General features: G+C 71.0%; 20 protein-coding genes. 15 read left to right on the top strand and 5 right to left on the bottom strand.

Features of this window, described 5'->3' with window-relative positions:
• The first annotated feature begins 76 nt into the window (after positions 1–76).
• From RKD23_RS11225 to mutM, 4 genes are all read left to right on the top strand, one after another.
• On the top strand, positions 77–739 hold the full coding sequence (locus tag RKD23_RS11225; RefSeq protein WP_424853561.1) for a YceD family protein: 663 nt from the start codon (positions 77–79) through the stop codon (positions 737–739).
• Between the two features lie 2 nt (positions 740–741).
• Positions 742–915 carry a 50S ribosomal protein L32 gene (gene rpmF, locus RKD23_RS11220; RefSeq protein WP_086575354.1) on the top strand — a complete coding sequence of 58 codons (174 nt, stop codon included), beginning with the start codon at positions 742–744 and terminating at the stop codon, positions 913–915.
• An 8-nt stretch (positions 916–923) separates the two neighbouring features.
• Positions 924–1721, top strand: coding sequence for a ribonuclease III (gene rnc / locus RKD23_RS11215; protein WP_424853560.1), 798 nt, complete (start codon positions 924–926; stop codon positions 1719–1721).
• A 68-nt stretch (positions 1722–1789) separates the two neighbouring features.
• Positions 1790–2650: a bifunctional DNA-formamidopyrimidine glycosylase/DNA-(apurinic or apyrimidinic site) lyase gene (mutM, locus tag RKD23_RS11210; protein ID WP_424853559.1), complete on the top strand. Its 861-nt coding sequence runs from the start codon at positions 1790–1792 to the stop codon at positions 2648–2650.
• Here the strand turns inward: mutM and RKD23_RS11205 are convergent.
• Complete coding sequence (locus tag RKD23_RS11205; protein ID WP_424853558.1) at positions 2623–3009, bottom strand: winged helix-turn-helix transcriptional regulator; 387 nt, start codon at positions 3007–3009, stop codon at positions 2623–2625. The two genes, mutM and RKD23_RS11205, sit on opposite strands and share 28 nt — an antisense overlap.
• Before the next feature lie 40 nt (positions 3010–3049).
• Positions 3050–4240 (bottom strand): CAP domain-containing protein, encoded by a 1191-nt coding sequence (locus tag RKD23_RS11200; protein ID WP_424853557.1) that lies wholly within the window; start codon positions 4238–4240, stop codon positions 3050–3052.
• A 170-nt stretch (positions 4241–4410) separates the two neighbouring features.
• Between RKD23_RS11200 and RKD23_RS11195 the strand changes: the two genes are divergently transcribed.
• From RKD23_RS11195 to RKD23_RS11180, 4 genes are all read left to right on the top strand, one after another.
• Complete coding sequence (locus RKD23_RS11195; RefSeq protein WP_424853556.1) at positions 4411–4692, top strand: acylphosphatase; 282 nt, start codon at positions 4411–4413, stop codon at positions 4690–4692.
• Positions 4693–5070: 378 nt separating this feature from the next.
• Positions 5071–5274: a hypothetical protein gene (locus tag RKD23_RS11190; protein ID WP_351837238.1), complete on the top strand. Its 204-nt coding sequence runs from the start codon at positions 5071–5073 to the stop codon at positions 5272–5274.
• Between the two features lie 234 nt (positions 5275–5508).
• Entirely contained in the window at positions 5509–9102 is a 3594-nt protein-coding gene (gene smc, locus RKD23_RS11185) for a chromosome segregation protein SMC (RefSeq protein ID WP_424853555.1), read from the top strand.
• Between the two features lie 148 nt (positions 9103–9250).
• Positions 9251–10666: a sugar porter family MFS transporter gene (locus RKD23_RS11180; protein ID WP_424853554.1), complete on the top strand. Its 1416-nt coding sequence runs from the start codon at positions 9251–9253 to the stop codon at positions 10664–10666.
• 128 nt (positions 10667–10794) lie between these two features.
• On the opposite strand, the gene RKD23_RS11175 is transcribed toward RKD23_RS11180, so the two are convergent.
• Positions 10795–11172, bottom strand: a complete 378-nt coding sequence (locus tag RKD23_RS11175; RefSeq protein ID WP_424853553.1) for a hypothetical protein — start codon at positions 11170–11172, stop codon at positions 10795–10797.
• 53 nt (positions 11173–11225) lie between these two features.
• The gene (locus RKD23_RS11170) at positions 11226–12197 is read right to left on the bottom strand and encodes an LLM class flavin-dependent oxidoreductase (protein ID WP_424853552.1); all 972 of its coding nucleotides are present in this window, start codon (positions 12195–12197) and stop codon (positions 11226–11228) included.
• Positions 12198–12338: 141 nt separating this feature from the next.
• On the opposite strand from RKD23_RS11170, the gene ftsY reads away from it, so the two are divergent.
• A complete protein-coding gene (gene ftsY / locus RKD23_RS11165) occupies positions 12339–13547 on the top strand; it encodes a signal recognition particle-docking protein FtsY (protein ID WP_424853551.1) in 1209 nt (402 codons plus the stop codon).
• A 160-nt stretch (positions 13548–13707) separates the two neighbouring features.
• Here the strand turns inward: ftsY and RKD23_RS11160 are convergent, their stop codons facing one another.
• On the bottom strand, positions 13708–14370 hold the full coding sequence (locus RKD23_RS11160) for a bifunctional DNA primase/polymerase (RefSeq protein ID WP_424853550.1): 663 nt from the start codon (positions 14368–14370) through the stop codon (positions 13708–13710).
• 422 nt (positions 14371–14792) lie between these two features.
• Here RKD23_RS11160 and RKD23_RS11155 point away from each other — a divergent pair, with 422 nt between their 5' ends.
• The 6 genes from RKD23_RS11155 (at position 14793) to ftsH (ending at position 24471) form a co-directional block, all read left to right on the top strand.
• On the top strand, positions 14793–16271 hold the full coding sequence (locus RKD23_RS11155; RefSeq protein ID WP_404046374.1) for a hypothetical protein: 1479 nt from the start codon (positions 14793–14795) through the stop codon (positions 16269–16271).
• A gap of 328 nt (positions 16272–16599) precedes the next feature.
• Positions 16600–17940 carry an ammonium transporter gene (locus RKD23_RS11150; protein WP_424853549.1) on the top strand — a complete coding sequence of 447 codons (1341 nt, stop codon included), beginning with the start codon at positions 16600–16602 and terminating at the stop codon, positions 17938–17940.
• Positions 17937–18275, top strand: coding sequence for a P-II family nitrogen regulator (locus RKD23_RS11145; RefSeq protein WP_133046785.1), 339 nt, complete (start codon positions 17937–17939; stop codon positions 18273–18275). The genes RKD23_RS11150 and RKD23_RS11145 overlap by 4 nt, the downstream gene beginning before the upstream one ends.
• Positions 18276–18299: 24 nt before the next feature.
• Complete coding sequence (locus tag RKD23_RS11140; protein ID WP_424853548.1) at positions 18300–20744, top strand: [protein-PII] uridylyltransferase; 2445 nt, start codon at positions 18300–18302, stop codon at positions 20742–20744.
• An 85-nt stretch (positions 20745–20829) separates the two neighbouring features.
• Positions 20830–22380, top strand: a complete 1551-nt coding sequence (ffh, locus tag RKD23_RS11135; RefSeq protein ID WP_424853547.1) for a signal recognition particle protein — start codon at positions 20830–20832, stop codon at positions 22378–22380.
• 144 nt (positions 22381–22524) lie between these two features.
• Positions 22525–24471: an ATP-dependent zinc metalloprotease FtsH gene (gene ftsH / locus RKD23_RS11130; RefSeq protein ID WP_424853546.1), complete on the top strand. Its 1947-nt coding sequence runs from the start codon at positions 22525–22527 to the stop codon at positions 24469–24471.
• Positions 24472–24537 lie beyond the last annotated feature (66 nt).

Below are 24537 nucleotides of genomic sequence, written 5' to 3'. Positions count from 1 at the left end.
GAGTACGTCCGTGATCAGCGCTGCCCGGGAACACCGAAGGGCTGCGTCCCTCTGAGCTAGAAGATCGAAAGCAGGAATGGCCTCCAACGCTCGCCTCGACCATCGCAACCCCCTCGTGTTCGACACGCACGAGCTGGGGCGGCGTCCAGGTGCGCTGCAGCGGCTCACCCGCACGATCGACGCTCCCAACGACCTCGGTATCGCGGGAGTCATCGGAGTGCCGGAAGGCGCCCCGGTGGAGCTCGAACTCCGGCTCGAGTCGGTCATGGAAGGGGTGCTTGTCACAGGCACCGCCCGTGCACAGGCCGAGGGGGAGTGCGTAAGGTGTCTGGAGTCGCTTCAGATGGATCTCGAAGCGGACTTCCAGGAGATGTTCTCGTACCCTGACGCCGACGATCGGGGCCGCCCCAAGGCGGAACCGACCGACGACGCCGAGGAATCCGCAGAAAACGAGGACAGGCTCTTCATCGAGGACGGACTCTTCGACCTCGAACCCGTGCTGCGCGATGCGGTGGTGCTCGCACTGCCGATGCAGCCGGTGTGCCGGGAGGACTGTGCGGGTCTGTGTTCCGAATGCGGAATCAGCCTGAACGACAACCCGGACCACCACCACGACGCCGTCGACATCCGTTGGGCGGCACTGCAGGGATTCGCCGATTCAATCGAAGACGGCGATAAGGACGAGATGAGCGGCGGCGCGCCTCAGTCAGCACGCGCCGACGAGAAGCAGGAGAAGTAGCCGTGGCTGTTCCGAAGCGGAAGATGTCGCGCAGCAACACGCGCCACCGCCGGTCGCAGTGGAAGGCTGCGGTCACCCCCCTGGTTGCGTGCGAGCGCTGCCACGAGCCCAAGCAGCAGCACATCGCGTGCCCGTCTTGCGGCACCTACAACAAGCGCCAGGTCCTCGCGGTCTGAGCGGGCTGGTGAGAGGCACTGTGTCCACGCCGAAGAAGAACGCATCGGACCACACAGCCTCGTCCCACACGCTTCTGGAAGGGCGGCTCGGCTACAAGGTCGAGTCCGCCCTTCTGGTGCGAGCACTGACCCACCGTTCCTACGCGTACGAGAACGGCGGTCTGCCGACGAACGAGCGGCTGGAGTTCCTCGGGGACTCCGTCCTGGGCCTCGTCGTCACGGACACGCTGTACCGCACCCACCCCGACCTGCCCGAAGGCCAGCTGGCCAAGCTGCGGGCCGCGGTGGTCAACTCGCGCGCACTGGCGGACGTGGGCCGCACGCTCGACCTCGGCTCCTTCATCCGGCTCGGCCGCGGTGAAGAGGGCACGGGGGGCCGGGACAAGGCGTCCATCCTCGCCGACACCCTCGAAGCGGTGATCGGCGCGGTCTATCTCGACCAGGGCCTGGACTCGGCGGCGGAGCTGGTGCACCGCCTGTTCGACCCGCTGATCGAGAAGTCCTCCAACCTCGGAGCCGGCCTGGACTGGAAGACGTCCCTCCAGGAGCTCACCGCGACCGAAGGCCTCGGCGTCCCCGAGTACCTGGTCACGGAGACCGGCCCGGACCACGAGAAGACCTTCACTGCTGCCGCCCGCGTCGGAGGCGTCTCGTACGGCACCGGCACCGGCCGCAGCAAGAAGGAGGCGGAGCAGCAGGCCGCGGAATCCGCGTGGCGCGCCATCCGCGCCGACGCGGACGAGCGCGCCAAGGCAGCCGCGAACGCTGCCGCCCCGAACGCCGACGAGGCGTCCGCCTCCGCCTGACCGACACCGAACACCGAGCGCCCGTACCCGGAAAGGGTGCGGGCGCTCGCTTCTCTCCAGGGGGAGCCATGCCCGAGTTGCCCGAGGTCGAGGTCGTACGGCGGGGCCTGGAGCGCTGGGTCGCCCACCGGGCCGTCGCCGAGACGGAGGTGCTGCATCCGCGCGCGGTGCGGCGTCATACGGCAGGACCCGACGACTTCGCCCACCGCCTCAAGGGCCACCGCATCGGCGTGGCGAGGCGCCGCGGCAAGTATCTGTGGCTGCCGCTGGAGGACACCGGGCAGGCGGTGCTCGCGCATCTCGGGATGAGCGGGCAGCTGCTGGTGCAGCCGCAGGAGGCGCCGGACGAGAAGCACCTGCGGATCCGGGTCCGCTTCGCCGACGGCCTCGGCACGGAACTCCGCTTCGTCGACCAACGCACCTTCGGCGGACTGTCGTTGCACGACACCGGCGAGGACGGCCTCCCCGACGTCATCGCGCACATCGCCCGTGACCCCCTCGACCCGCTGTTCGACGAAGAGGCCTTCCATCTGGCTCTGCGGCGCAAGCGGACCACCATCAAACGGGCCCTGCTGGACCAGTCGTTGATCAGCGGCGTCGGCAACATCTACGCGGACGAGGCCCTTTGGCGCGCCCGCATCCACTACGAGCGTCCCACGGCCGGCTTCACCCGCCCGCGCACCCTCGAACTCCTGGGTCACGTAAGGGATGTGATGAACGCGGCCCTCGCCGTCGGCGGCACCAGCTTCGACAGCCTCTACGTCAACGTCAACGGAGAGTCGGGCTACTTCGACCGGTCGCTGGACGCGTACGGCCGCGAGGGGCTGCCGTGCAAGCGGTGCGGTACGCCGATGCGCAGGCGGCCGTGGATGAACCGGTCCAGCTACTTCTGCCCGAAGTGTCAGCGGGCCCCGCGCGTGGCGTCGTAGCGCTCGCGGGCGGCCAGCACGTCGTCCATGCGGCCCTCCACGAAGTGGATCAGGCCCAGCAGCCGCTCGGCGACCTCGCTGCCGAGCGGGGTCAGCTCGTAGTCCACCCGCGGTGGGTTCGTCGGCTGGGCCTCGCGGTGCACCAGGCCGTCGCGCTCCAGCGCGTGCAGCGTCTGCGACAGCATCTTCTCGCTGACGCCGTCCACCCGGCGGCGCAGCTCGTTGAAGCGCAGCGAGCCCTCGTGCAGCGCGCCCAGGGTGAGCGCGCCCCAGCGTCCCGTGACGTGCTCCAGCGTGCCCCGCGAGGGGCAGGCCCGGGCGAAGACGTCGTAGGGCAGGTTCTCGGGCATGGTGGTCATATGTCGAGCCTACGGCACTAACCGGCGGTTAGTGCCGTGCTCAGTACCCGAAGTCCTGGGTCCACCACGGGCCGCCCTCGCCGTAGTGCACACCGACGCCCAGGGTCTTGAAGTCGCAGTTGAGGATGTTGGCGCGGTGGCCGGGGCTGTTCATCCAGGCCTGCATGACGGCTGCGGCGTCGGCCTGGCCGCGGGCTATGTTCTCGCCGCCGAGGTCGGTGATGCCGGCCTTCTCGGCGCGGTCCCAGGGGGTCGCGCCGTCGGGGTCGGTGTGGTCGAAGAAGCCGCGCTCCGCCATGTCCTCGCTGAAGGAACGGGCCAGCTGGCTCAGCCCGCTGTTGGCGGCGAGCGGGGTGCAGCCGGCCTGGATGCGCTCGACGTTGACCAGCCGGAGCACCTCGGCCTCGGCGGCGGCCTCCGCGGACACCGTCGCCGGGGTGGTCGGCTCGACGGGGGCCTTGGTGGGCTCCTCGGACGGTGTCGCCCTCGGCTTCTGGGAGGGGGTGGCCCTCGGCTTCTGCATCTGCTCCCGCTGCGGCGCCTTGCTCGGCGTCGCCGACCGGGAGGGGGAGGCGGAGGGAGAGGCGGAGGTGGAGGCAGAAGGTGACGCGGACGGGGACGGGGACGCGCTGGGGGAGGCCGAGCGCCGGCTGCTGCTGCCGGTCGTGCGCGGAGCGCTGGGCTCCTCCTCGGTCGCGGCGCCGGACGTGCCGCCCTGCTGCGTCTCGACGTTGCCGGGGCTCTCGGCGGACTGCACCTTGTCGGAGCCGCTGCCGCCGAGCCGGTAGTTGTCGCCGCCGGGCAGGACACCGGTGGCGACGGCCACCGCGCCGAGCGCGACCGCGGCGGACACACCGAGCAGGCCGGTCTTCACCGGCGTCACGGCCCGCTTGCGGCGGCGGTGGGCGGTGGCGGAGTGCGGGGCACCGGTGCGGCGCGAGCCGTCGTCCGGCGTGAACCCGGTGCCGTCCTCGCCCCCGTCATAGCCTCCGGCTCCGGCCCCGGCCGCGGACCCCGGGTCATCGGTCGCGAAGAGGTACGCGTTGCTCTTGGCGTACACCTCCGCGTACGCCTCGGGGTTCAGATAGGGCGCGGTGCCCGGCGCGGTGGGGGTGACCCCGTACGAGTGCTGCGGGTCGCGGCCCCCCGCGACGGAATTCCCCGTCGGCGTGACCCCCGTGGCACGGCCCTTGGCGGCGCGGCCGGCGGCGGAGCGTCGGTGGCGTCCCATGTTCTGGCCTTCCTCGTCCTTGCGATCTTTGTCGTCGACGCGTCCCCCAACGGTCGACACAACTCACCCGATCAGGTGAGTTTCATATGAGATGCATTGGGTGGGGACGGTACCGCATGGCGCAAGAGGGTGAAGTGTGCCGAGAGACATCGGCCGGTTAGGTTGCACCCATGAGCGAGGATGTACGGATGGTCGCCTGGGTGCGTGGACGCGTCCAAGGTGTGGGTTTCCGCTGGTTCACGCGGGCCAAGGCGCTCGAGATCGGCGGCCTGAGTGGTTTTGCTCTCAATTTGGACGACGGCCGGGTCCAGGTCGTCGCAGAGGGCCCGCGCACGGGCTGTGAGGGGCTCCTCGACTGGCTCCGCGGTGACGACACGCCCGGGCGCGTGGACGGTGTCACCGAGATCTGGGACACACCGCGCGGCGGCTACGACGGCTTCGCCATTCGCTGAACCCGGGCGCGAAAGGGCCCCGGAGGCCACGCCGGGGCATTCCGCCACAGGCCGCCCGAAGGGAAAAGCGCCTGGTTGTTGCCAAGAACCCCTTGCCCTGGCAGGCTCCGCACGGAAAGATGATCGCCACGCCCCCAGGGCCCCGCAGGAGTCGCGACGCCGCCGTTTTCCGGCCGCAGACCCCGGGTCGCCCCCAATACGGGGCGTGATCGTGTTGACCGTCAAACTTTTTGGTGAGACGCTGAAAGCCCCGCGCACCTTAGCTGTTTGGCATGGAACAACGGCAGAGCAGCACTTGATCCTGCCAAGCACCGCGGGTGCGAATCCCTCACGACCCAACCGCATCGGTCGGTCACTCAGTGTGGAGGACCATCCATCATGGCAAAGGCGCTTCTCGGTTACGTCGGCGGCTCCGACCCTCGACTCCTCGCCGAGATGCGACGGCTCCAGCAGCGTGTACAGGACCTGGAATCGGAGCTCGTACGGATCCAGGCTGAGAACGACGCGCTGACGGCTGCCGCTTCTCACCACGAGATCATGGAGAGCATCGACGCACACCAGGCGGAGCCTGCGCTCACCTGATCACTGCATCGCAGCACATCGACAAGCGGTGGTTGGGCTGCCCGTATCCAACCGCTCAAGTTGTCAGAGTTTGCAAGGGACGCCTCCGGCGTCCCTTCTTTCTTTCCCCCGCCTCTTGTTTCTTCCCCCGCGCATCCTTTCAGCCTCTTCAACGTCTGGTGTGCCCCCGGCGTTCACCCGCGAAACCGCGCGTTCATGGAGTGAGACAGGGACCGGAAGGTAGAGTCCAGCGGCGTGCACCTCAAGGCCCTGACCCTCCGGGGGTTCAAGTCGTTCGCCTCGGCGACCACGCTCCGGTTCGAACCGGGTATCACCTGCGTGGTCGGGCCGAACGGGTCGGGCAAGTCCAATGTCGTGGACGCCCTCAGCTGGGTCATGGGTGAGCAGGGCGCCAAGTCGCTGCGCGGCGGCAAGATGGAGGACGTCATCTTCGCCGGCACCACCGGCCGCCCGCCGCTGGGCCGCGCCGAGGTGTCCCTGACCATCGACAACTCCGACGGGGCGCTGCCCATCGAGTACGCCGAGGTCACCATCACGCGGATCATGTTCCGCAACGGCGGCAGCGAGTACCAGATCAACGGCGACACCTGCCGGCTCCTCGACATCCAGGAACTCCTCTCCGACTCCGGCATCGGCCGCGAGATGCACGTCATCGTCGGCCAGGGCCAGCTCGACTCCGTCCTGCACGCGGACCCGATGGGCCGCCGGGCCTTCATCGAAGAGGCCGCGGGGGTGCTGAAGCACCGCAAGCGCAAGGAGAAGGCGCTGCGGAAGCTGGACGCGATGCAGGCCAACCTCGCGCGTGTGCAGGACCTCACCGACGAGCTCAGAAGGCAGCTCAAGCCCCTCGGCCGCCAGGCCGCCGTCGCCCGGCGCGCCGCCGTCATCCAGGCCGACCTGCGCGACGCCCGCCTGCGCCTCCTCGCCGACGACCTCGTACGGCTGCAGCAGGCGCTCCAGGCCGAGGTCGCCGACGAGGCCGCGCTGAAGGAACGCAAGGAAGCAGCCGAGCAGGAGCTGAAGAAGGCCCTCCAGCGCGAGGCGCTCCTGGAGGACGAGGTGCGCCGCCTCAGCCCGCGCCTCCAGCGGGCCCAGCAGAGCTGGTACGAGCTCTCCCAGCTCGCCGAGCGGGTGCGCGGCACGATCTCGCTGGCCGACGCCCGGGTCAAGAGCGCCACCTCGGCGCCCCCCGAGGAGCGGCGCGGGCGCGACCCCGAGGACATGGAGCGCGAGGCCGCCCGCATCCGGGAACAGGAGGCCGAGCTGGAGGCGGCCCTGGAGGCGGCCCAGCACGCCCTGGACGACACCGTCGCGCACCGCGCTGAGCTGGAGCGCGAACTGGCCGTCGAGGAGCGGCGCCTGAAGGACGCGGCCCGTGCCATCGCCGACCGCCGCGAGGGCCTCGCCCGCCTCGCCGGCCAGGTCAGCGCCGCCCGCTCCCGTGCCGCCTCCGCCCAGGCCGAGATCGACCGCCTCGCCGCCGCCCGCGACGAGGCGCGCGAACGTGCCGTCGCCGCCCAGGAGGAGTACGAGGCCCTCCAGGCCGAGGTCGACGCCCTCGACGCGGGCGATGAGGAACTGGCCGAACAGCACGATGAGGCCAAGCGGCGACTGGCCGAGGCCGAGGCGGCACTGACCTCCGCGAGGGAGGCCGCCACGGCGGCGGAACGCCAGCGGGCGGCCACCCAGGCCCGCCGGGACGCGTTGTCGCTCGGCCTGCGCCGCAAGGACGGCACCGGAATACTTCTGGGCGCACGGGATCGCCTCTCCGGCCTGCTGGGCCCGGCGGCGGAACTGTTGACGATCACGCCGGGGTACGAGGTGGCTCTGGCGGCAGCGCTGGGAGCGGCGGCAGACGCCGTCGCGGTCGGCTCGCCGTCCTCGGCGGCAGAGGCCATCCGATTGCTGCGCAAGCAGGACGGGGGAAGGGCGACCCTGCTCTTGGCGGGGGCCTCGGAGGCATCGCCCTTCAGGGGCGCGGGGAACTGCGCGAGCAACCACGACGTACCGGCGGCCGATGAGCAACCGGCACCGCCCGCGGCGAATTTCGTCCGTGGCCCCGCCGAGCTGATGCCTGCCGTACGCAAACTCCTCCACGGCGTCGTCGTCGTGGCGACGCTGGAGGACGCTGAGGAGCTGGTGTACGCGCGGCCGGAGCTGACAGCAGTGACCCAGGACGGGGATCTGCTGGGGGCGCACCTGGCGCAGGGCGGCTCCGCAGGCGCACCCAGCCTCCTGGAGGTCCAGGCCTCCGTCGACGAGGCCGCCGCCGAGCTGGAGGAGTTGGCGTCCCGCTGCGAGGCCCTCCAGCAACAGCAGCAGACGGCGACCGAACGACGTAGAGAAGCAAGCACCCTCGTGGAGGAACTCGGCGAGCGGCGCAGGGCCGCCGACCGCGAGAAGTCGGCGGTGGCCCAGCAGCTCGGCCGGCTCGCCGGACAGGCGAGGGGCGCCGCCGGAGAGGCCGAGCGCAGCAGCGCCGCCGCCGCACGGGCGCAGGACGCCCTCGAAAAGGCCCTCCAGGAGGTCGAGGAACTCGCCGAGCGGCTGGCGGTCGCGGAGGAGATGCCGTTCGAGGAGGAGCCCGACACGGCGGTACGGGACCGTCTCGCCGCGGACGGCGCCAACGCGCGGCAGACCGAGATGGAGGCCCGCCTCCAGGTCCGTACGCACGAGGAGCGGGTGAAGGGACTGGCCGGCCGGGCCGACTCCCTGGACCGCGCCGCACGGGCGGAGCGCGACGCACGCGCGCGTGCCGAGCAGCGGCAGGCCCGGCTGCGCCACGAGGCGGCCGTCGCGGGGGCGGTGGCCCAGGGCGCGCGCACCCTGCTGGCGCATGTCGAGGTGTCCCTCGGCCGTGCCGAGCGCGAGCGCGCCGCCGCCGAGGCCGCCAAGGCGCGGGGCGAGCAGGAGCTGACCGCGGCGCGGGCCGAGGGCCGTGACCTCAAGGGCGAGCTGGACAAGCTGACGGACTCGGTGCACCGGGGCGAGGTGCTGGGCGCGGAGAAGCGGCTGCGGATCGAGCAGTTGGAGACCAAGGCGCTGGAGGAGCTGGGTGTGGAGCCGGCCGGGCTCGTCTCCGAGTACGGCCCGCATCAGCTCGTGCCGCCCTCTCCGCCCGCCGAGGGCGAGATGCTGCCCGACGACCCGGAGGACCCGCGCAACCAGCCCCGCCCCTTCGTCCGCGCGGAGCAGGAGAAGCGGCTCAGGGCGGCCGAGCGGGCGTACCAGCAGCTCGGGAAGGTGAACCCGCTCGCGCTGGAGGAGTTCGCGGCGCTGGAGGAACGGCACAAGTTCCTCAGCGAGCAGCTGGAGGACCTGAAGAAGACCCGCGCGGATCTGCTCCAGGTCGTCAAGGAGGTCGACGAGCGCGTCGAGCAGGTCTTCACCGAGGCCTACCGGGACACCGCCCGGGAGTTCGAGGGCGTCTTCAGCCGGCTGTTCCCCGGCGGTGAGGGCCGGCTGGTGCTGACCGATCCCGACAACATGCTGACCACCGGTGTGGATGTCGAGGCGCGTCCGCCGGGCAAGAAGGTCAAGCGGCTCAGTCTGCTGTCCGGCGGTGAGCGGTCGCTGACGGCCGTCGCGCTGCTGGTGTCGATCTTCAAGGCGCGGCCCAGCCCGTTCTACGTCATGGACGAGGTCGAGGCGGCGCTGGACGACACCAACCTCCAGCGGCTGATCCGGATCATGCAGGAGCTGCAGGAGGCCTCGCAGCTGATCGTGATCACCCACCAGAAGCGCACGATGGAGGTCGCCGATGCGCTGTACGGCGTCTCCATGCAGGGCGACGGCGTGTCGAAGGTCATCAGTCAACGACTCCGCTGAAGATCATCTTCAAGACTTGAACACATTGCCCTCACGCGTGCGCTGAAACGTCACAGTCGGCACCTCTTGACTTCGACACTTGAAGGCATAGTCTCGGCAACGTTGTTTTTACCTTCGGCAGCGCTGCCGATGGCCCGAGGAGTTGAACGTGACCAGCACAGCGCAGGCATCCAAGTCAGGAGCCGGAACGGCTCATCCCGATCACCTCGGGCACGTCATCTTCATCGCGGCCGCCGCCGCGATGGGCGGTTTTCTCTTCGGTTACGACAGCTCCGTGATCAACGGCGCCGTCGAGGCCATCCGGGACCGCTACGACATCGGCTCCGCCGGGCTGGCCCAGGTCATCGCCATCGCCCTGATCGGCTGCGCCATCGGCGCCGCGACCGCGGGCCGCATCGCCGACCGCATCGGCCGCATCCGGGTCATGCAGATCGCCTCCGTGCTGTTCATGGTCAGCGCCGTCGGCTCGGCGCTGCCCTTCTCGCTGTGGGACTTCGCCTTCTGGCGCGTCGTCGGCGGCTTCGCCATCGGCATGGCCTCCGTCATCGGCCCCGCCTACATCGCCGAGGTCGCCCCGCCGGCCTACCGAGGCCGTCTCGGCTCCTTCCAGCAGGCCGCCATCGTCATCGGCATCGCGGTCTCGCAGCTGGTCAACTGGGGTCTGCTCAACGCCGCCGACGGTGACCAGCGCGGCAGCCTGATGGGCCTGGAGGCCTGGCAGGTCATGCTCGGCGTCATGATCGTCCCGGCCGTCCTCTACGGCCTGCTGTCCTTCGCCATCCCCGAGTCACCCCGCTTCCTGCTCTCCGTCGGCAAGCGCGAACGCGCCCGCGAGATCCTCACCGAGGTGGAGGGCGACATCGATCTCGACGCCCGGGTCGCCGAGATCGAGCACGCCATGAAGAGCGAGCACAAGTCCTCCTTCAAGGACCTGCTCGGCGGCTCCTTCTTCTTCAAGCCGATCGTCTGGGTCGGTATCGGCCTGTCGGTCTTCCAGCAGTTCGTCGGCATCAACGTCGCCTTCTACTACTCCTCGACGCTGTGGCAGTCGGTCGGCGTCGACCCGACGGAGTCGTTCTTCTACTCCTTCACGACGTCGATCATCAACATCGTCGGCACCGTGATCGCCATGATCTTCGTCGACCGCGTCGGCCGGAGGCCGCTCGCCATCATCGGCTCGGTCGGCATGGTGATCGGCCTCGCCCTGGAGGCCTGGGCCTTCTCCTACGACCTGATCGACGGCAAGCTCCCGGCCGCGCAGGGCTGGACCGCCCTGATCGCCGCCCACGTCTTCGTCCTCTTCTTCGCCCTGTCCTGGGGTGTGGTCGTCTGGGTCATGCTCGGTGAGATGTTCCCGAACCGGATCCGCGCCGCCGCGCTCGGTGTGGCCGCCTCCGCGCAGTGGATCGCCAACTGGGCCATCACCGCGAGCTTCCCGTCCCTGGCCGACTGGAACCTGTCCGCGACCTACGTGATCTACACCGTCTCGGCCGCGCTCTCCATCCCCTTCGTCCTGAAGTTCGTCAAGGAGACGAAGGGCAAGTCCCTGGAGGAGATGGGCTGAGGCCCCCGAACTCGGGGAGGAGGGCCAAGTCCCCGCTGCCCCTCTCCTCGTCCCTTCGCCGCCCCCGGCCCGGCCACCCCCCGGGCCGGGGGCGGCGGTCTTGCACAGCGCCGCTCACCAGATGCCGCTCACCAGATCAGAACGCCACCGCCGATCTCCAGGGCCTTGTGGGCGCTGTCCTCGATGATCCGCAGGCGCACCTCGATGTGGCCCCGGTGCTCCTCCACCGTCCGCGGGTGCTCGGTGCCCTGGGCGATCGAGTCGAGATGGGCCCGCAAGAGCGCGACCTCGCGCAGGAACTCCGGCACCTGACCGGCTTCCACCTCCAGGTTCTCCTCCGCCAGGACGGGGAGGAAGCGGGCTCCCAGTGAGCGCACCAGGTCCGAGCCCCACACGGTCCTGCGCCAGGACTCGAAACCGCCGGACTGAAAGACGTCGTCGGGCACGTCGAGGATCCGCATGCTCCCGTCCGGTTCCCGGACGAACACTTCCACCAGTAGGCTCATGCCTTGAGTGGATCAGTGGCCGCCCCACCGGGACCACCGAGTATCCGCGCCGGTCAGCCGCCCAGCGCCGGCAGCACTTCCTCCGCGAACAGCCGCAGACTGCGCCACCCCTCCTCCACCGGCATCCCGCCCACCAGCGGATGCAGTACGTAGGTGTCATGGCCCAGCGCCACGCACTCCTCGGGAGTGAGCACCCGGTACACGCCCTCCGCGCGCAGTTCCTCCACCGTCGAGGCCGCCGACCTGACCGCCGAGCGGATGTCGGCCGACTGCCAGGAGGCGTAGGTGCGGGCCTCGTGCAGGAAGCGGCTCCCGTGCTCGGCCCAGGTGCGGTCGGGGTCCTCGGAGAGGTGCAGGAGGGGGGTCTCGGCGGCGGGCATCATGGTCCAGCCCTCGGTGCCGTACTCGGTGAGCCGTTCCTTGTAGTACGCCTCCAGCTCCGGCAGGTGCGCGCTGGGGAAGAACGGCAGGCCCAGGCGAGCCGCCCGGCGGGCCGCCGCCTTCGAGGAGCCGCCGACCAGCAGCAGGGGGTGCGGCCGCGTCACCGGGCGCGGGGTGACCCGTACCGTACGGCCCCGGTACATGAACTCCTCGCCGGTCCAGGCCTTCAGCAGGGTCTCCAGCAGTTCGTCCTGCAGCTTGCCGCGGCGGGTGTAGTCCACGCCGAACATCACGTACTCCTCGGGCCGGTAGCCGATCCCGGCGACCGTCACCAGACGGCCGCCGCCGACCAGGTCCAGTACGGCGATGTCCTCGGCCAGCCGCAGGGGGTCGTGCAGGGGGCCGATCGCCGCCGACACCGTGACCGCGATCCGCCGTGTCGCGCCGAGGACCGCGCCCGCGAAGGCGAACGGCGAGGGCAGCCAGTTGTCCGCCACGCCGTGGTGCTCCTCCGTCTGCACGGTGGCGATCCCGCGCTCGTCGGCGTACGCCGCCATCTCCAGGGCGGCCCGGTAGCGAGCGGCGAGAGAGGCGGGGGTGGCGCCCGGTTCGACCAGGTTGAGGCGTACGACCGTGACGGGCATGGGGCCCCCTTCGGCGGACGGCGGCTCGGCAGGGGGACCGTAGCTGACGGGGTGTCAGATGGCCAGGGGTGTGCAGGCTCACCCGTTGGAGGAACGCACAAGAGGGTCCGATCCGGACCCATGGCCGATACTGGACGCGTTATGGACATCGTCATCCTTGCTGTAGTCATCGCCGTGGTCGTGCTCGGCGCGCTCGGCGGGCTCGTCGTCGGCAGCCGACGGAAGAAGTCGCTGCCCCCGCCCCCGCCCGCCGCCCCCGACATCACCGCCCCTCCGGCCGAGCCGCACGTCGGCGACGAGGCCGAGACGCCGCGGGAGGAACCGCGCCGCACCATCGAGGAGGTGGACCTCCCCGGCGCCGGCGCCACCGCCGTCGAGGAACCGCCCGTCGTCGAAGAGCTCCCGCCGACCGAGATCGAGATCCCGGAGCCCACCGCGGGGCGCCTGGTGCGCCTGCGCGCCCGTCTGTCCCGCTCCCAGAACGCCCTCGGCAAGGGGCTGCTCACGCTGCTCTCGCGCGAGCACCTCGACGAGGACACCTGGGAGGAGATCGAGGACATCCTGCTCACCGCCGACGTCGGCGTGCAGCCCACCCAGGAGCTGGTCGAGCAGCTGCGCGAGCGCGTGAAGGTGCTCGGCACCCGCACGCCCGACGAGCTGCGCGCCCTGCTGCGCGAGGAACTGCTGAAGCTGGTCGGCACCGACGTCGACCGCAGCGTGAAGACCGAGCCGGAGGACCGCAAGCCCGGCATCGTGATGGTCGTCGGCGTCAACGGCACCGGCAAGACCACCACCACCGGCAAGCTCGCCCGCGTCCTCGTCGCGGACGGCCGTACGGTCGTGCTCGGCGCCGCCGACACCTTCCGGGCCGCCGCCGCCGACCAGCTCCAGACCTGGGGCGAGCGCGTCGGCGCCCACACCGTGCGCGGGCCCGAGGAGGGCGACCCCGCTTCCGTCGCCTTCGACGCGGTGAAGGAGGGCAAGGAGATGGGGGTCGACGTGGTCCTCATCGACACCGCAGGGCGTCTGCACACCAAGACCGGCCTCATGGACGAGCTCGGCAAGGTCAAGCGCGTCGTCGAGAAGCACGCCCCGCTCGACGAGGTGCTGCTGGTGCTGGACGCCACCACCGGGCAGAACGGCCTCGTGCAGGCCCGTGTCTTCGCCGAGGTCGTCGACATCACCGGCATCGTCCTCACCAAGCTCGACGGCACCGCCAAGGGCGGCATCGTCGTGGCCGTCCAGCGCGAGCTGGGTGTCCCCGTGAAGCTCATCGGGCTCGGCGAGGGTGCGGACGACCTGGCGCCCTTCGAGCCGGAGGCGTTCGTCGACGCGCTCATCGGGGAGTGAGCCCCTTTTTGCGCCTAAACCGGCGCCGCTCTCGCGGACGTGGTTGCTCGCCGTCGTGGTTCCTCAATTGATGGCTGAGCCCGGTGGGCAGAGAAGAGAAGGGCCCCGTCGCACGGTGCAGATGCGGCAGGGCCCTTCGCTATTGTCGCCGCCCGGCAGGTCACGCCCGTGAGCGGTGCGCCACGTACGCCAGCGTGCCCAGCAGCAGCCGCGCCTGCGGCGGCCGGGTCGCCGAGTCGAGGTCGGGGGCGCGCAGCCAGCTGACCGGGCCGAGGCCGGCGCGGTCCGAGGGCGGTGCGGTGATGAAGTCGCCCGCGCCGAGGCCGCGCAGGTCGAGGCCGGGGTCGTCCCAGCCCATGCGGTAGAGCAGCGCGGGCAGCTCGGCCGCGGCACCGGGGGCGACCAGGAAGTGGGCGCGGCCGTCGGGCGTGGCGGCGACCGGGCCGAGAGGCAGGCCCATGCGCTCCAGCCGGACCAGAGCCCGGCGCCCGGCCGCCTCGGCGACCTCGATGACGTCGAACGTCCGGCCGACCGGCAGCATCACCGCGGCACCCGGGAACTCCGCCCAGGCCCCGGTCGCCTCGTCCAGCGTGGCCCCCGCCCGCACCTCGGGGGCGAAGTCCAGCGGATGCGCGCCGGGGGCGGGGCAGTCGTCGCGGCCGCACGAGCACGCACCCGCGGCGGCCCGGGCACCGGGGACGACGGCCCAGCCCCACAGTCCGGTGTACTCGGCCACGGCGGTGCCCTCCGACGAGCGTCCGCGGCGACGCGTGCCGGACCGGATGTCGCGGATGCCCCGACTGCTGCCGATCGTGAAGCCCATGCCCCCTCCAACGGGTCCGACGCACCGGTGGTTACGAGACCGCCGGACACTCATGAGCCGTGATGCAAGTGGCGCCTTCGGGTGCACCGGGTGGTGCGCCCGGCGGTGCGCGCCCCCGTGTGCATCGCTCCGCTCACTCCCGGCTGTCCTATGTCAAGTGAATCCTGTGAAGGCCACCGTGAGTTCATTCGAAGGGGTGGCGAATGGTGGCGATTCCGGGATCGCCATGGCTGGACCGGTGATCGTAGGATTACTTTGAGTACACGAGCCCTGCGGCACATGCGCTCGTGGGTATGCCGGAGGCAACTCGCTTCCCCGTTCGAAGGGTGAGAACTCCCGGACGGGAAGCCCGAACCAAGGGCATTCTGATAGGGCTTGACGCAAAGGGGCGGCAAGCGGTCTTCAGGGATGGGGGCGTTCCAGTGGGCGGCAACGGCGGAAGCGGCGGGCACGCTGACAAGCGCCCCAATGAGCTGCTCGGCTCGTGGTTCGTGCGCAGCGGCTGGTCGAAGGGCGAACTGGCCCGCCAAGTGAACCGCCGCGCCCGCCAGTTGGGTGCCAACCACATCTCCACCGACACCTCCCGCGTACGCCGCTGGCTCGACGGCGAGAACCCCCGTGAGCCGATCCCGCGGATCCTGTCCGAGCTGTTCTCCGAGCGGTTCGGCTGTGTCGTCTCCGTCGAGGACCTCGGGCTGCGCGCGGCCCGGCCGTCACCCTCCGCGGTCGGCGTCGACCTGCCCTGGACCGGCCCCCAGACGGTCGCGCTGCTCAGCGAGTTCTCGCGCAGCGACCTGATGCTCGCCCGGCGCGGCTTCCTCGGCACCTCGCTCGCCCTGTCCGCGGGCCCCGCCCTCATCGAGCCCATGCAGCGCTGGCTGGTGCCCGTCGCCGCGGCCGCCGCACAACAGGCCGAGCCGTCAACGCCCGCCACCCGCGCGCGCGGTGAGCTGTCCCGGCCCGAGCTGGACCTGCTGGAGTCCACCACCGTGATGTTCCGGCAGTGGGACGCCCAGTGCGGCGGAGGCCTGCGCCGCAAGGCCGTCGTCGGCCAGCTGCACGAGGTCACCGACCTGCTCCAGGAGGCGCAGCCCGAGGCGACGACCCGCCGGCTGTTCAAGGTCGCCGCCGAACTGGCCGAACTGGCGGGCTGGATGTCGTACGACATCGGTCTCCAGCCCACCGCCCAGAAGTACTTCGTGCTCGCGCTGCACGCCGCCAAGGAGGCCGGTGACCGGCCGCTCGGCTCGTACGTCCTGTCCAGCATGAGCCGCCAGATGATCCACCTCGGGCGGCCCGAGGACGCGCTGGAGCTGATCCACCTCGCGCAGTACGGCAGCCGGGACTGCGCGAGCCCGCGCACCCAGGCGATGCTGTATGCGATGGAGGCCCGCGCGTACGCCAACATGGGCCAGCCCGGCAAGACCAAGCGGGCAGTGCGGATGGCCGAAGACACCTTCGCCGAGGCCGACGAATGGGACGACCCGGACCCCGACTGGATCCGCTTCTTCTCCGAGGCCGAGCTGCACGGCGAGAACAGCCACTCCTTCCGCGACCTCGCCTATGTCGCCGGCCGCAGCCCCACCTACGCCTCCCTCGCCGAGCCGCTGATGCAGCGGGCGGTCGACCTGTTCGCGAAGGACGGCGAGCACCAGCGGTCGTATGCGCTCAACCTCATCGGCATGGCCACCGTGCATCTGCTCCAGCGCGAGCCCGAGCAGGCCACCGTGCTGGCGGCGCAGGCCATGCAGGTCGCCAAGAAGGTGCGTTCCGAGCGGGTGAACACCCGTATCCGAAAGACCGTCGACACCGCCGTACGCGACTTCGGTGATCTCGCCGAGGTCGTCGACCTCACCGACCGGCTCGCGATCGAGCTGCCGGAGACCGCGGAAGCGGTCTGAGCACCACCGAAAAGACCCCGGCCGCGGCCGGCCTTCCCGAACTGCCCGACTCGGCTCCCCCATGCCAGTCATCCGGAAGGCCGACCGCGGCCGGTTCTCCCCTTGCGGACGGGTCCGCAGAAGGTTGCGCCACGATAACGATCGCGCGCGCCGAGATCTGCCGATTCACCGACGCGTAACACGCACGGCGCCTTCGTCACCGCCGCGAAACAACGAGGGGCTTCCACCGAAACCGCGCTGCGCCAATCTCGTGGCGCATAACCGGCCCACCCCTCAATCCGCTCAGGCTTCGCCCGCACGGGGCCGTACCAACGACGAGGAGACGCCGATGGCACCAGCCATCACGCTTGCCGCAGAGACGGAGCTCTCTGCCGCCAACACAGGTTTCATGCTCATCTGCTCCGCCCTGGTGATGCTCATGACGCCGGCGCTGGCCTTCTTCTACGGAGGCATGGTCCGCGTCAAGAGCACCCTGAACATGCTGATGATGAGCTTCATCAGCCTCGGGATAGTCACCATCCTGTGGGTGCTCTACGGCTTCTCCCTCGCCTTCGGCACCGACTCCGGCAGCCTGATCGGCTGGAACGCCGACTGGGTCGGCCTCAGCGGTGTCGACAAGAACGAGCTGTGGGGTTCGTACAACATCCCGCTCCTCGTCTTCATGGTCTTCCAGCTGATGTTCGCGATCATCACCCCCGCCCTGATCAGCGGTGCGCTCGCCGACCGCGTGAAGTTCACCGCGTGGGCGCTGTTCATCACGCTGTGGGCGACCGTCGTGTACTTCCCCGTCGCCCACTGGGTCTGGGGCGAGGGCGGCTGGGCCTTCGACATGGGCGTGATCGACTTCGCGGGCGGTACGGCGGTCCACATCAACGCGGGTGCCGCGGCGCTCGGCGTGATCCTGGTCATCGGCAAGCGCGTCGGATTCAAGAAGGACCCGATGCGCCCGCACAGCCTCCCGCTGGTCATGCTCGGTGCCGGTCTGCTGTGGTTCGGCTGGTTCGGCTTCAACGCCGGCTCCTGGCTCGGCAACGACGACGGCACCGGCTCCCTGATGTTCGTCAACACCCAGGTCGCCACCGCCGCCGCCATGCTCGCCTGGCTCGCCTACGAGAAGATCCGCCACGGCGCGTTCACCACGCTGGGCGCCGCCTCCGGCGCGGTCGCGGGCCTCGTCGCCATCACCCCGTCCGGTGGCGCGGTCTCCCCGCTCGGCGCCATCGCCGTCGGCGCGATCGCCGGTCTGCTGTGCGCCATGGCCGTCGGCCTGAAGTACAAGCTCGGCTACGACGACTCGCTCGACGTCGTCGGCGTCCACCTGGTCGGCGGCGTCGTCGGCTCCCTGCTCGTCGGTCTCTTCGCCAGCGGCAAGGGCCAGTCCGACGTCGAGGGCCTCTTCTACGGCGGTGGCCTGGAGCAGTTCTGGAAGCAGTGCGCCGGCGTCTTCGCCGTCCTCGCCTACTCCCTGGTCGTCTCCGCGATCCTCGCCTTCATCCTCGACAAGACCATCGGCATGCGGGTCCCCGAGGACGACGAGATCGCCGGCATCGACCAGGCCGAGCACGCCGAGACCGCATACGACTTCAGCGGCGCCGGTGGCGGTGCCGCCCGCACCGCCGTGCCGGCCCCTGTGGCCGAGACCGCCGCGAGCAAGAAGGTGGACGCATGAAGCTCATCACCGCCGTCGTCAAGCCCCACCGGCTCGACGAGATCAAGGAAGCCCTCCAGGCCTTCGGGGTCCACGGCCTGACCGTCACCGAGGCCAGCGGCTACGGCCGGCAGCGCGGCCACACCGAGGTCTACCGGGGCGCCGAGTACACCGTCGACCTCGTCCCCAAGATCCGCATCGAGGTGCTGGCCGAGGACGACGACGCCGAGCAGCTGATCGAGGTCGTCGTCAAGGCGGCCCGGACCGGCAAGATCGGTGACGGCAAGGTCTGGTCGATCCCCGTCGAGACGGCCGTACGGGTCCGGACCGGCGAGCGCGGCCCCGACGCGCTCTGACACTTCGAGAACAGGAGTCGCTGGGTGACGAACACGGACATCCGTACAGAAGAAGAAGGTTCGGGACCCAGCGGCTACGCGGCGGCCCGGCTGCGCCTCCTCACCGAGGGGGCGCGGTCCGGGCCGCCGCGCCGTGCCGCCCTGGCCGAGCTCACCGACGAGTGGCTGGCCGGACTGTTCGCCGCCGGAGCCAAGGACCTGCGAGGCGTCTCCCTCGTCGCCGTCGGCGGCTACGGCCGCGGCGAGCTGTCCCCGCGCAGCGACCTCGATCTGCTCCTGCTGCACGACGGCTCCGACACCGACGCGGTCGCCGCGCTCGCCGACCGGGTCTGGTACCCGGTCTGGGACCTCGGACTCGCCCTCGACCACTCCGTACGCACCCCCGCCGAGGCACGCAAGACCGCCGGGGAGGACCTGAAGGTCCAGCTCGGCCTCCTCGACGCCCGGCACATCGCCGGAGACCTCGGGCTCACCGCCGGATTGCGTACGACGGTCCTCGCCGACTGGCGGAACCAGGCACCCAGGCGCCTCCCCGAGCTCCAGGAACTGTGCGCCGAACGCGCCGAACGCCAGGGCGAGCTCCAGTACCTGCTGGAGCCGGACCTGAAGGAGGCCCGCGGCGGGCTGCGCGACGCCACCGCCCTGCGCGCGGTCGCCGCCTCCTGGCTCGCCGACGCCCCGCGCGAAGGACTCGACGACGCCCGCCGCCGCCTCCTCGACGTCCGCGACGCCCTCCACCTGGCCACCGGCCGCGCCACCGACCGGCTCTCCCTCCAGGAGCAGGACCAGGTCGCCGCCGAACTGGGCCTCCTCGACGCCGACACCCTCCTGCGCCAGGTCTACGAGGCCGCCCGAGTCGTGTCGTACGCCAGTGACGTCACCTGGCGCGAGGTCGGCCGCGTCCTGCGCTCCCGTGCCGTACGACCGCGGCTGCGCGCCATGCTCGGCGGCGGCAAGCCCGTCGCCGAGCGGTCGCCGCTGGCCGAGGGCGTCGTCGAGCAGGACGGCGAGGTGGTGCTCGCCCGCGCCGCGCGCCCCGACCGCGACCCCGTGCTCCCGCTGCGCGCCGCGGCCGCCGCCGCCCAGGCCGGCCTGCCGCTCTCCCTGCACGCCGTACGCCGGATGGCCGCAGGCGTACGGCCCCTCCCGACGCCCTGGCCCGCCGAGGCGCGCGAGCAGCTCGTCACCCTCCTCGGCTCCGGCCGCCCCACCGTCGAGGTGTGGGAGGCACTGGAGGCCGAGGGGCTGGTCAGCCGGCTGCTGCCGGACTGGGAGCGCGTGCGGTGCAGGCCGCAGCGCAACGCCGTGCACGTGTGGACCGTCGACCGCCACCTCATCGAGACCGCGGTCCGCGCCTCCGAGTTCACCCGCCGTGTCTCCCGCCCCGACCTGCTGCTGGTCGGCGCCCTGCTGCACGACATCGGCAAGGGCTGGCCCGGCGACCACTCGGTGGCCGGCGAGATCATCGCCAAGGACGTCGCCGCACGCATCGGCTTCGACCGCGCGGACGTGGCCGTCCTGGCGACCCTCGTACGCCACCACCTGCTGCTCATCGAGACCGCCACCCGGCGCGACCTGGAGGACCCGGCGACCCTGCGGGCCGTCGCCGACGCGGTCGGCTCGCAGAGCACGCTGGAGCTGCTGCACGCGCTCACCGAGGCCGACGCGCTGGCCACCGGCCCGGCCGCCTGGTCCTCCTGGCGCGGCTCGCTGGTGGCCGACCTGGTCAAACGGGTCGCCGCCGTGCTCGCCGGGGACGCCGCCGAGGAGCCCGAGGCGGCCGCGCCGACCGCCGAGCAGGAGCGGCTCGCCGTCGAGGCGTTCCGCACGGGCGGGCCGGTGCTCGCGCTGCGCGCGCAGACCGAGCCTCCTGGGGAGGAGCCGTCAGGGGAGCCCGAGCCGCTGGGCGTGGAGCTGCTGATCGCCGTACCCGACCAGCGGGGCGTGCTGCCCGCCGCGGCCGGCGTCCTGGCCATGCACCGCCTGACCGTCCGCACGGCCGAGCTGCGCGCCCTGGACCTGCCCGACGGCGTCGACGGCTCGGTCCTGCTGCTGAACTGGCGCGTCGCCGCCGAGTACGGCTCCCTGCCCCAGGCCGCCCGGCTGCGCGCCGACCTCGTCCGCGCCCTGGACGGCTCCCTGGACGTGGCGGGCCGCCTCGCCGAGCGGGACGCCGCCTATCCGAGGCGCCGGGGCGTCGTCGCCCCACCCCCGCGTGTGACGGTCGCCTCCGCCGCGTCCCACTCGGCCACGGTGATCGAGGTCCGCGCCCAGGACGCGCCGGGCCTGCTGTTCCGCATCGGGCGAGCGCTGGAGGACGCGGGGGTGCGGGTGCGCAGTGCGCATGTCTCCACCCTGGGCGCGAACGCCGTCGACGCCTTCTACGTCACCGGCCCGCAGGGCGTGCCCCTGCCCGGTGAGGAGGCGGTGTCGGTGGCGCGGAAGCTGGAGGAGATGCTGCGGGGCTGACCGGGGGGCTCCGGCGACCTGTGCCGCCGGGATACCCTGGAGGGCGATTCATCCGCAGCCACCGACCCCGAGGACCGCGAGCGCCGTGTTCGATACTCTCTCCGATCGCCTCTCAGCGACTTTCAAGAACCTGCGCGGCAAGGGACGGCTCTCCGAGGCGGACATCGACGCCACTGCGCGCGAGATCCGGATCGCGCTCCTCGAGGCGGACGTGGCCCTGCCTGTCGTCCGGACGTTCATCAAGAACGTCAAGGAGCGTGCGCTCGGGGCCGACGTGTCGCGGGCGCTCAACCCGGCCCAGCAGGTCCTCAAGATCGTCAACGAGGAGCTGGTGAGGATCCTCGGCGGCGAGACCCGCCGGCTGAGGTTCGCCAAGCAGCCGCCGACCGTGATCATGCTGGCCGGTCTGCAGGGTGCCGGTAAGACCACGCTCGCGGGCAAGCTGGGCCGGTGGCTGAAGGAGCAGGGCCACTCGCCGCTGCTGGTGGCCTGTGACCTCCAGCGCCCGAACGCCGTGAACCAGCTGAGCGTCGTCGCCGAGCGCGCCGGTGTCGCCGTGTACGCGCCCGAGCCGGGCAACGGCGTCGGTGACCCGGTCAAGGTCGCCAAGGACTCCATCGACTTCGCGAAGTCCAAGGTCCACGACATCGTCATCGTCGACACCGCGGGCCGCCTCGGTATCGACCAGGAGATGATGCAGCAGGCCGCGGACATCCGCGACGCCATCGGCCCCGACGAGATCCTGTTCGTCGTCGACGCGATGATCGGCCAGGACGCGGTCAACACCGCCGAGGCCTTCCGTGACGGCGTCGGCTTCGACGGCGTGGTCCTCTCCAAGCTCGACGGCGACGCCCGCGGTGGTGCCGCGCTGTCGATCCGCGAGGTCACCGGCAAGCCGATCATGTTCGCGTCGAACGGCGAGAAGCTCGACGACTTCGACGCGTTCCACCCGGACCGCATGGCCTCCCGCATCCTCGACATGGGTGACCTGCTCACCCTGATCGAGCAGGCGGAGAAGACGTTCAGCCAGGAAGAGGCCGCCAAGATGGCCTCCAAGCTGGCGTCGAAGAAGGGCCAGGACTTCACCCTGGACGACTTCCTGGCCCAGATGGAGCAGGTCAGGAAGATGGGCAGCATCAGCAAGCTGCTCGGCATGCTGCCCGGCATGGGGCAGATCAAGGACCAGATCAACAACATCGACGAGCGGGACGTCGACCGCACCGCCGCGATCATCAAGTCGATGACCCCGGCCGAGCGCCAGGAACCGACGATCATCAACGGCTCGCGCCGGGCCCGTATCGCCCGCGGTTCGGGTGTCGAGGTCAGCGCGGTGAAGAACCTGGTCGAGCGGTTCTTCGAGGCCCGCAAGATGATGTCCCGCATGGCCCAGGGCGGTGGCATGCCGGGTATGCCCGGCATCCCGGGCATGGGCGGCGGCCCCGGCCGCTCCAAGAAGCAGCCGAAGAAGGCCAAGGGCAAGCAGCGCTCCGGCAACCCGATGAAGCGCAAGCAGCAGGAGCAGGAGGAGGCCGCCCGCCGCGCGGCGGCCGCCGAGGGCGGTGCCTTCGGGCTGCCCGGCCAGCAGGCGGGTCAGGACTTCGAGCTGCCGGACGAGTTCAAGAAGTTCATGGGCTGACCGAGTCCGGTCGTACGTCCTCTGGGGGCGCCCTCTGTCGTGGAGGGCGCCCCCAGGCGTTCACGCAGACGCCCTTCGCGCAGGCCGCACCCCGGCGTCGTACATCCGCATGCCCCCGCGGCTTTCCTGTCGTAACGTCCGGATATGACCAACCCGGCGCCGCCGCGCAAGTCCCCCGAACAGCCCTGGCGCACCGAGGGCACGCCCGAGGAGCCGCCCAAGCCGTCGCCGGGCGGACGCAGGCTGCGGGGCGGCTGGTGGAGTCTGGCCCTCACCGCGCTGATCGTGTTCCTGATCGCCAACCTCGTGCTGTCGTTCTTCGGCGAGGGGGACGAGCCGACGATCTCGTACACGGAGTTCAGCAAGCAGGTGGACGCCGGGAACGTCAGCAAGATCTACTCCAAGGGCGACGCGATCCAGGGGCAGCTCAAGGAGAAGCGGGACAGACCGGATCACGACGGCAGCTACACCAAGTTCAAGACACAGCGCCCGTCCTTCGCGGACGACCAGCTGTGGGAGGACCTGAGCAAGAACAAGGTCACGGTGACGGCGGAGCCGGTCGTCCAGCAACGCAGCTTTCTGGCCAACCTGCTGATCTCGCTGGCGCCGATGCTGCTGATCATCGTCGTGTGGATCGTGATCGCGCGGCGGATGCGTCAGGGGCTGGGCGGCGCGGGCGGCATGTTCGGGCGCAAGCCGCCGCCGAAGCCGGTCGAGCTGGAGGCGGGGGAGAGGCGCACCACGTTCGAGGACGTGGCCGGCATCGACGAGGTCGAGGGCGAGCTCAACGACGTCGTGGACTTCCTGAAGAACCCGGACGCCTACCGCCGTATGGGCGCGAAGATGCCGCGCGGGGTGCTGCTCGCGGGGCCGCCCGGCACCGGCAAGACGCTGCTGGCGCGGGCGGTCGCCGGGGAGGCGGGGGTGCCGTTCTTCTCGGCGTCGGCCTCGGAGTTCATCGAGATGATCGTGGGCGTGGGCGCCTCCCGGGTGCGGGAGCTGTTCGCGGAGGCCCGCAAGGTGGCGCCGTCGATCATCTTCATCGACGAGATCGACACCATCGGGCGGGCGCGGGGCGGCGGGGGGAGCGTGGGCGGGCACGACGAGCGCGAGCAGACGCTGAACCAGATCCTCACCGAGATGGACGGCTTCTCCGGCTCGGAGGGCGTCATCGTCATCGCGGCCACCAACCGTGCCGACGTCCTCGACCCGGCGCTGACCCGGCCCGGCCGCTTCGACCGGATCGTCAACGTCTCACCGCCGGACCGGGGCGGCCGCGAGGCCATCCTGGAGATCCACACCCGCGAGATCCCGCTGGCCGACGACGTCAACCTCACGCAGGTCGCCCGCACCACCCCGGGCATGACCGGCGCCGAGCTGGCCAACCTCGCCAACGAGGCGGCCCTGCTCGCCGTCAAGCGCGGACAGCAGCAGGTGACGCAGTCCGACCTGTCGGAGGCGCTGGAGAAGGTGCAGCTCGGAGCCGAACGGCCGCTGGTCATGCCACTGGAGGAGCGGCGCAGGACGGCGTACCACGAGAGCGGACACGCGCTGCTGGGGATGCTCCAGCCGGGTGCCGACCCCGTCCGCAAGATCACCATCGTGCCGCGCGGCAGGGCGCTCGGGGTGACGCTGTCGACGCCGGAATCGGACAAGTACGCGTACACGGAGGAGTATCTGCGCGGCCGGATCATCGGCGCGCTCGGCGGCATGGCGGCCGAGCAGGTCGTCTTCGGGGTCGTCACGACCGGCGCCGAGAGCGATCTGGAGCAGGTCACCAACATCGCGCGGGGCATGGTCGCCCGCTGGGGCATGAGCGAGCGCGTGGGCCGGCTGTCCGCGCTGCCGAACGACGCCCAGCAGGCGTACGGGCTCGCGGCCGCGCCGGGGACCCTCGACGTCATCGACGGCGAGATGCGGCGGATCGTCGACGACTGCTACGAGGAGGCCTGCCGCAAGCTGCGCGACCACCGCGGGCAACTGGACGCCCTGGCGGAGGCGCTGCTGGAGCGGGAGACCCTGGAGGAGGCGGACGCGTACCGGATCGCGGGGGTCGCCCGGCTGACGAAGGACACCGAGGAGAGCATCTAGGGCCTGTCGTTCGGATCACGCCGGCGTCGCGGGGGTCTCTCGCAGCCGGCCTGATCCCTGGCCGGA

Origin of the sequence: Streptomyces sp. SAI-170, from assembly GCF_049739565.1 — a bacterium.
Lineage (GTDB): Bacteria > Actinomycetota > Actinomycetes > Streptomycetales > Streptomycetaceae > Streptomyces.
This window is presented reverse-complemented; position numbering and strand designations above follow the sequence as displayed.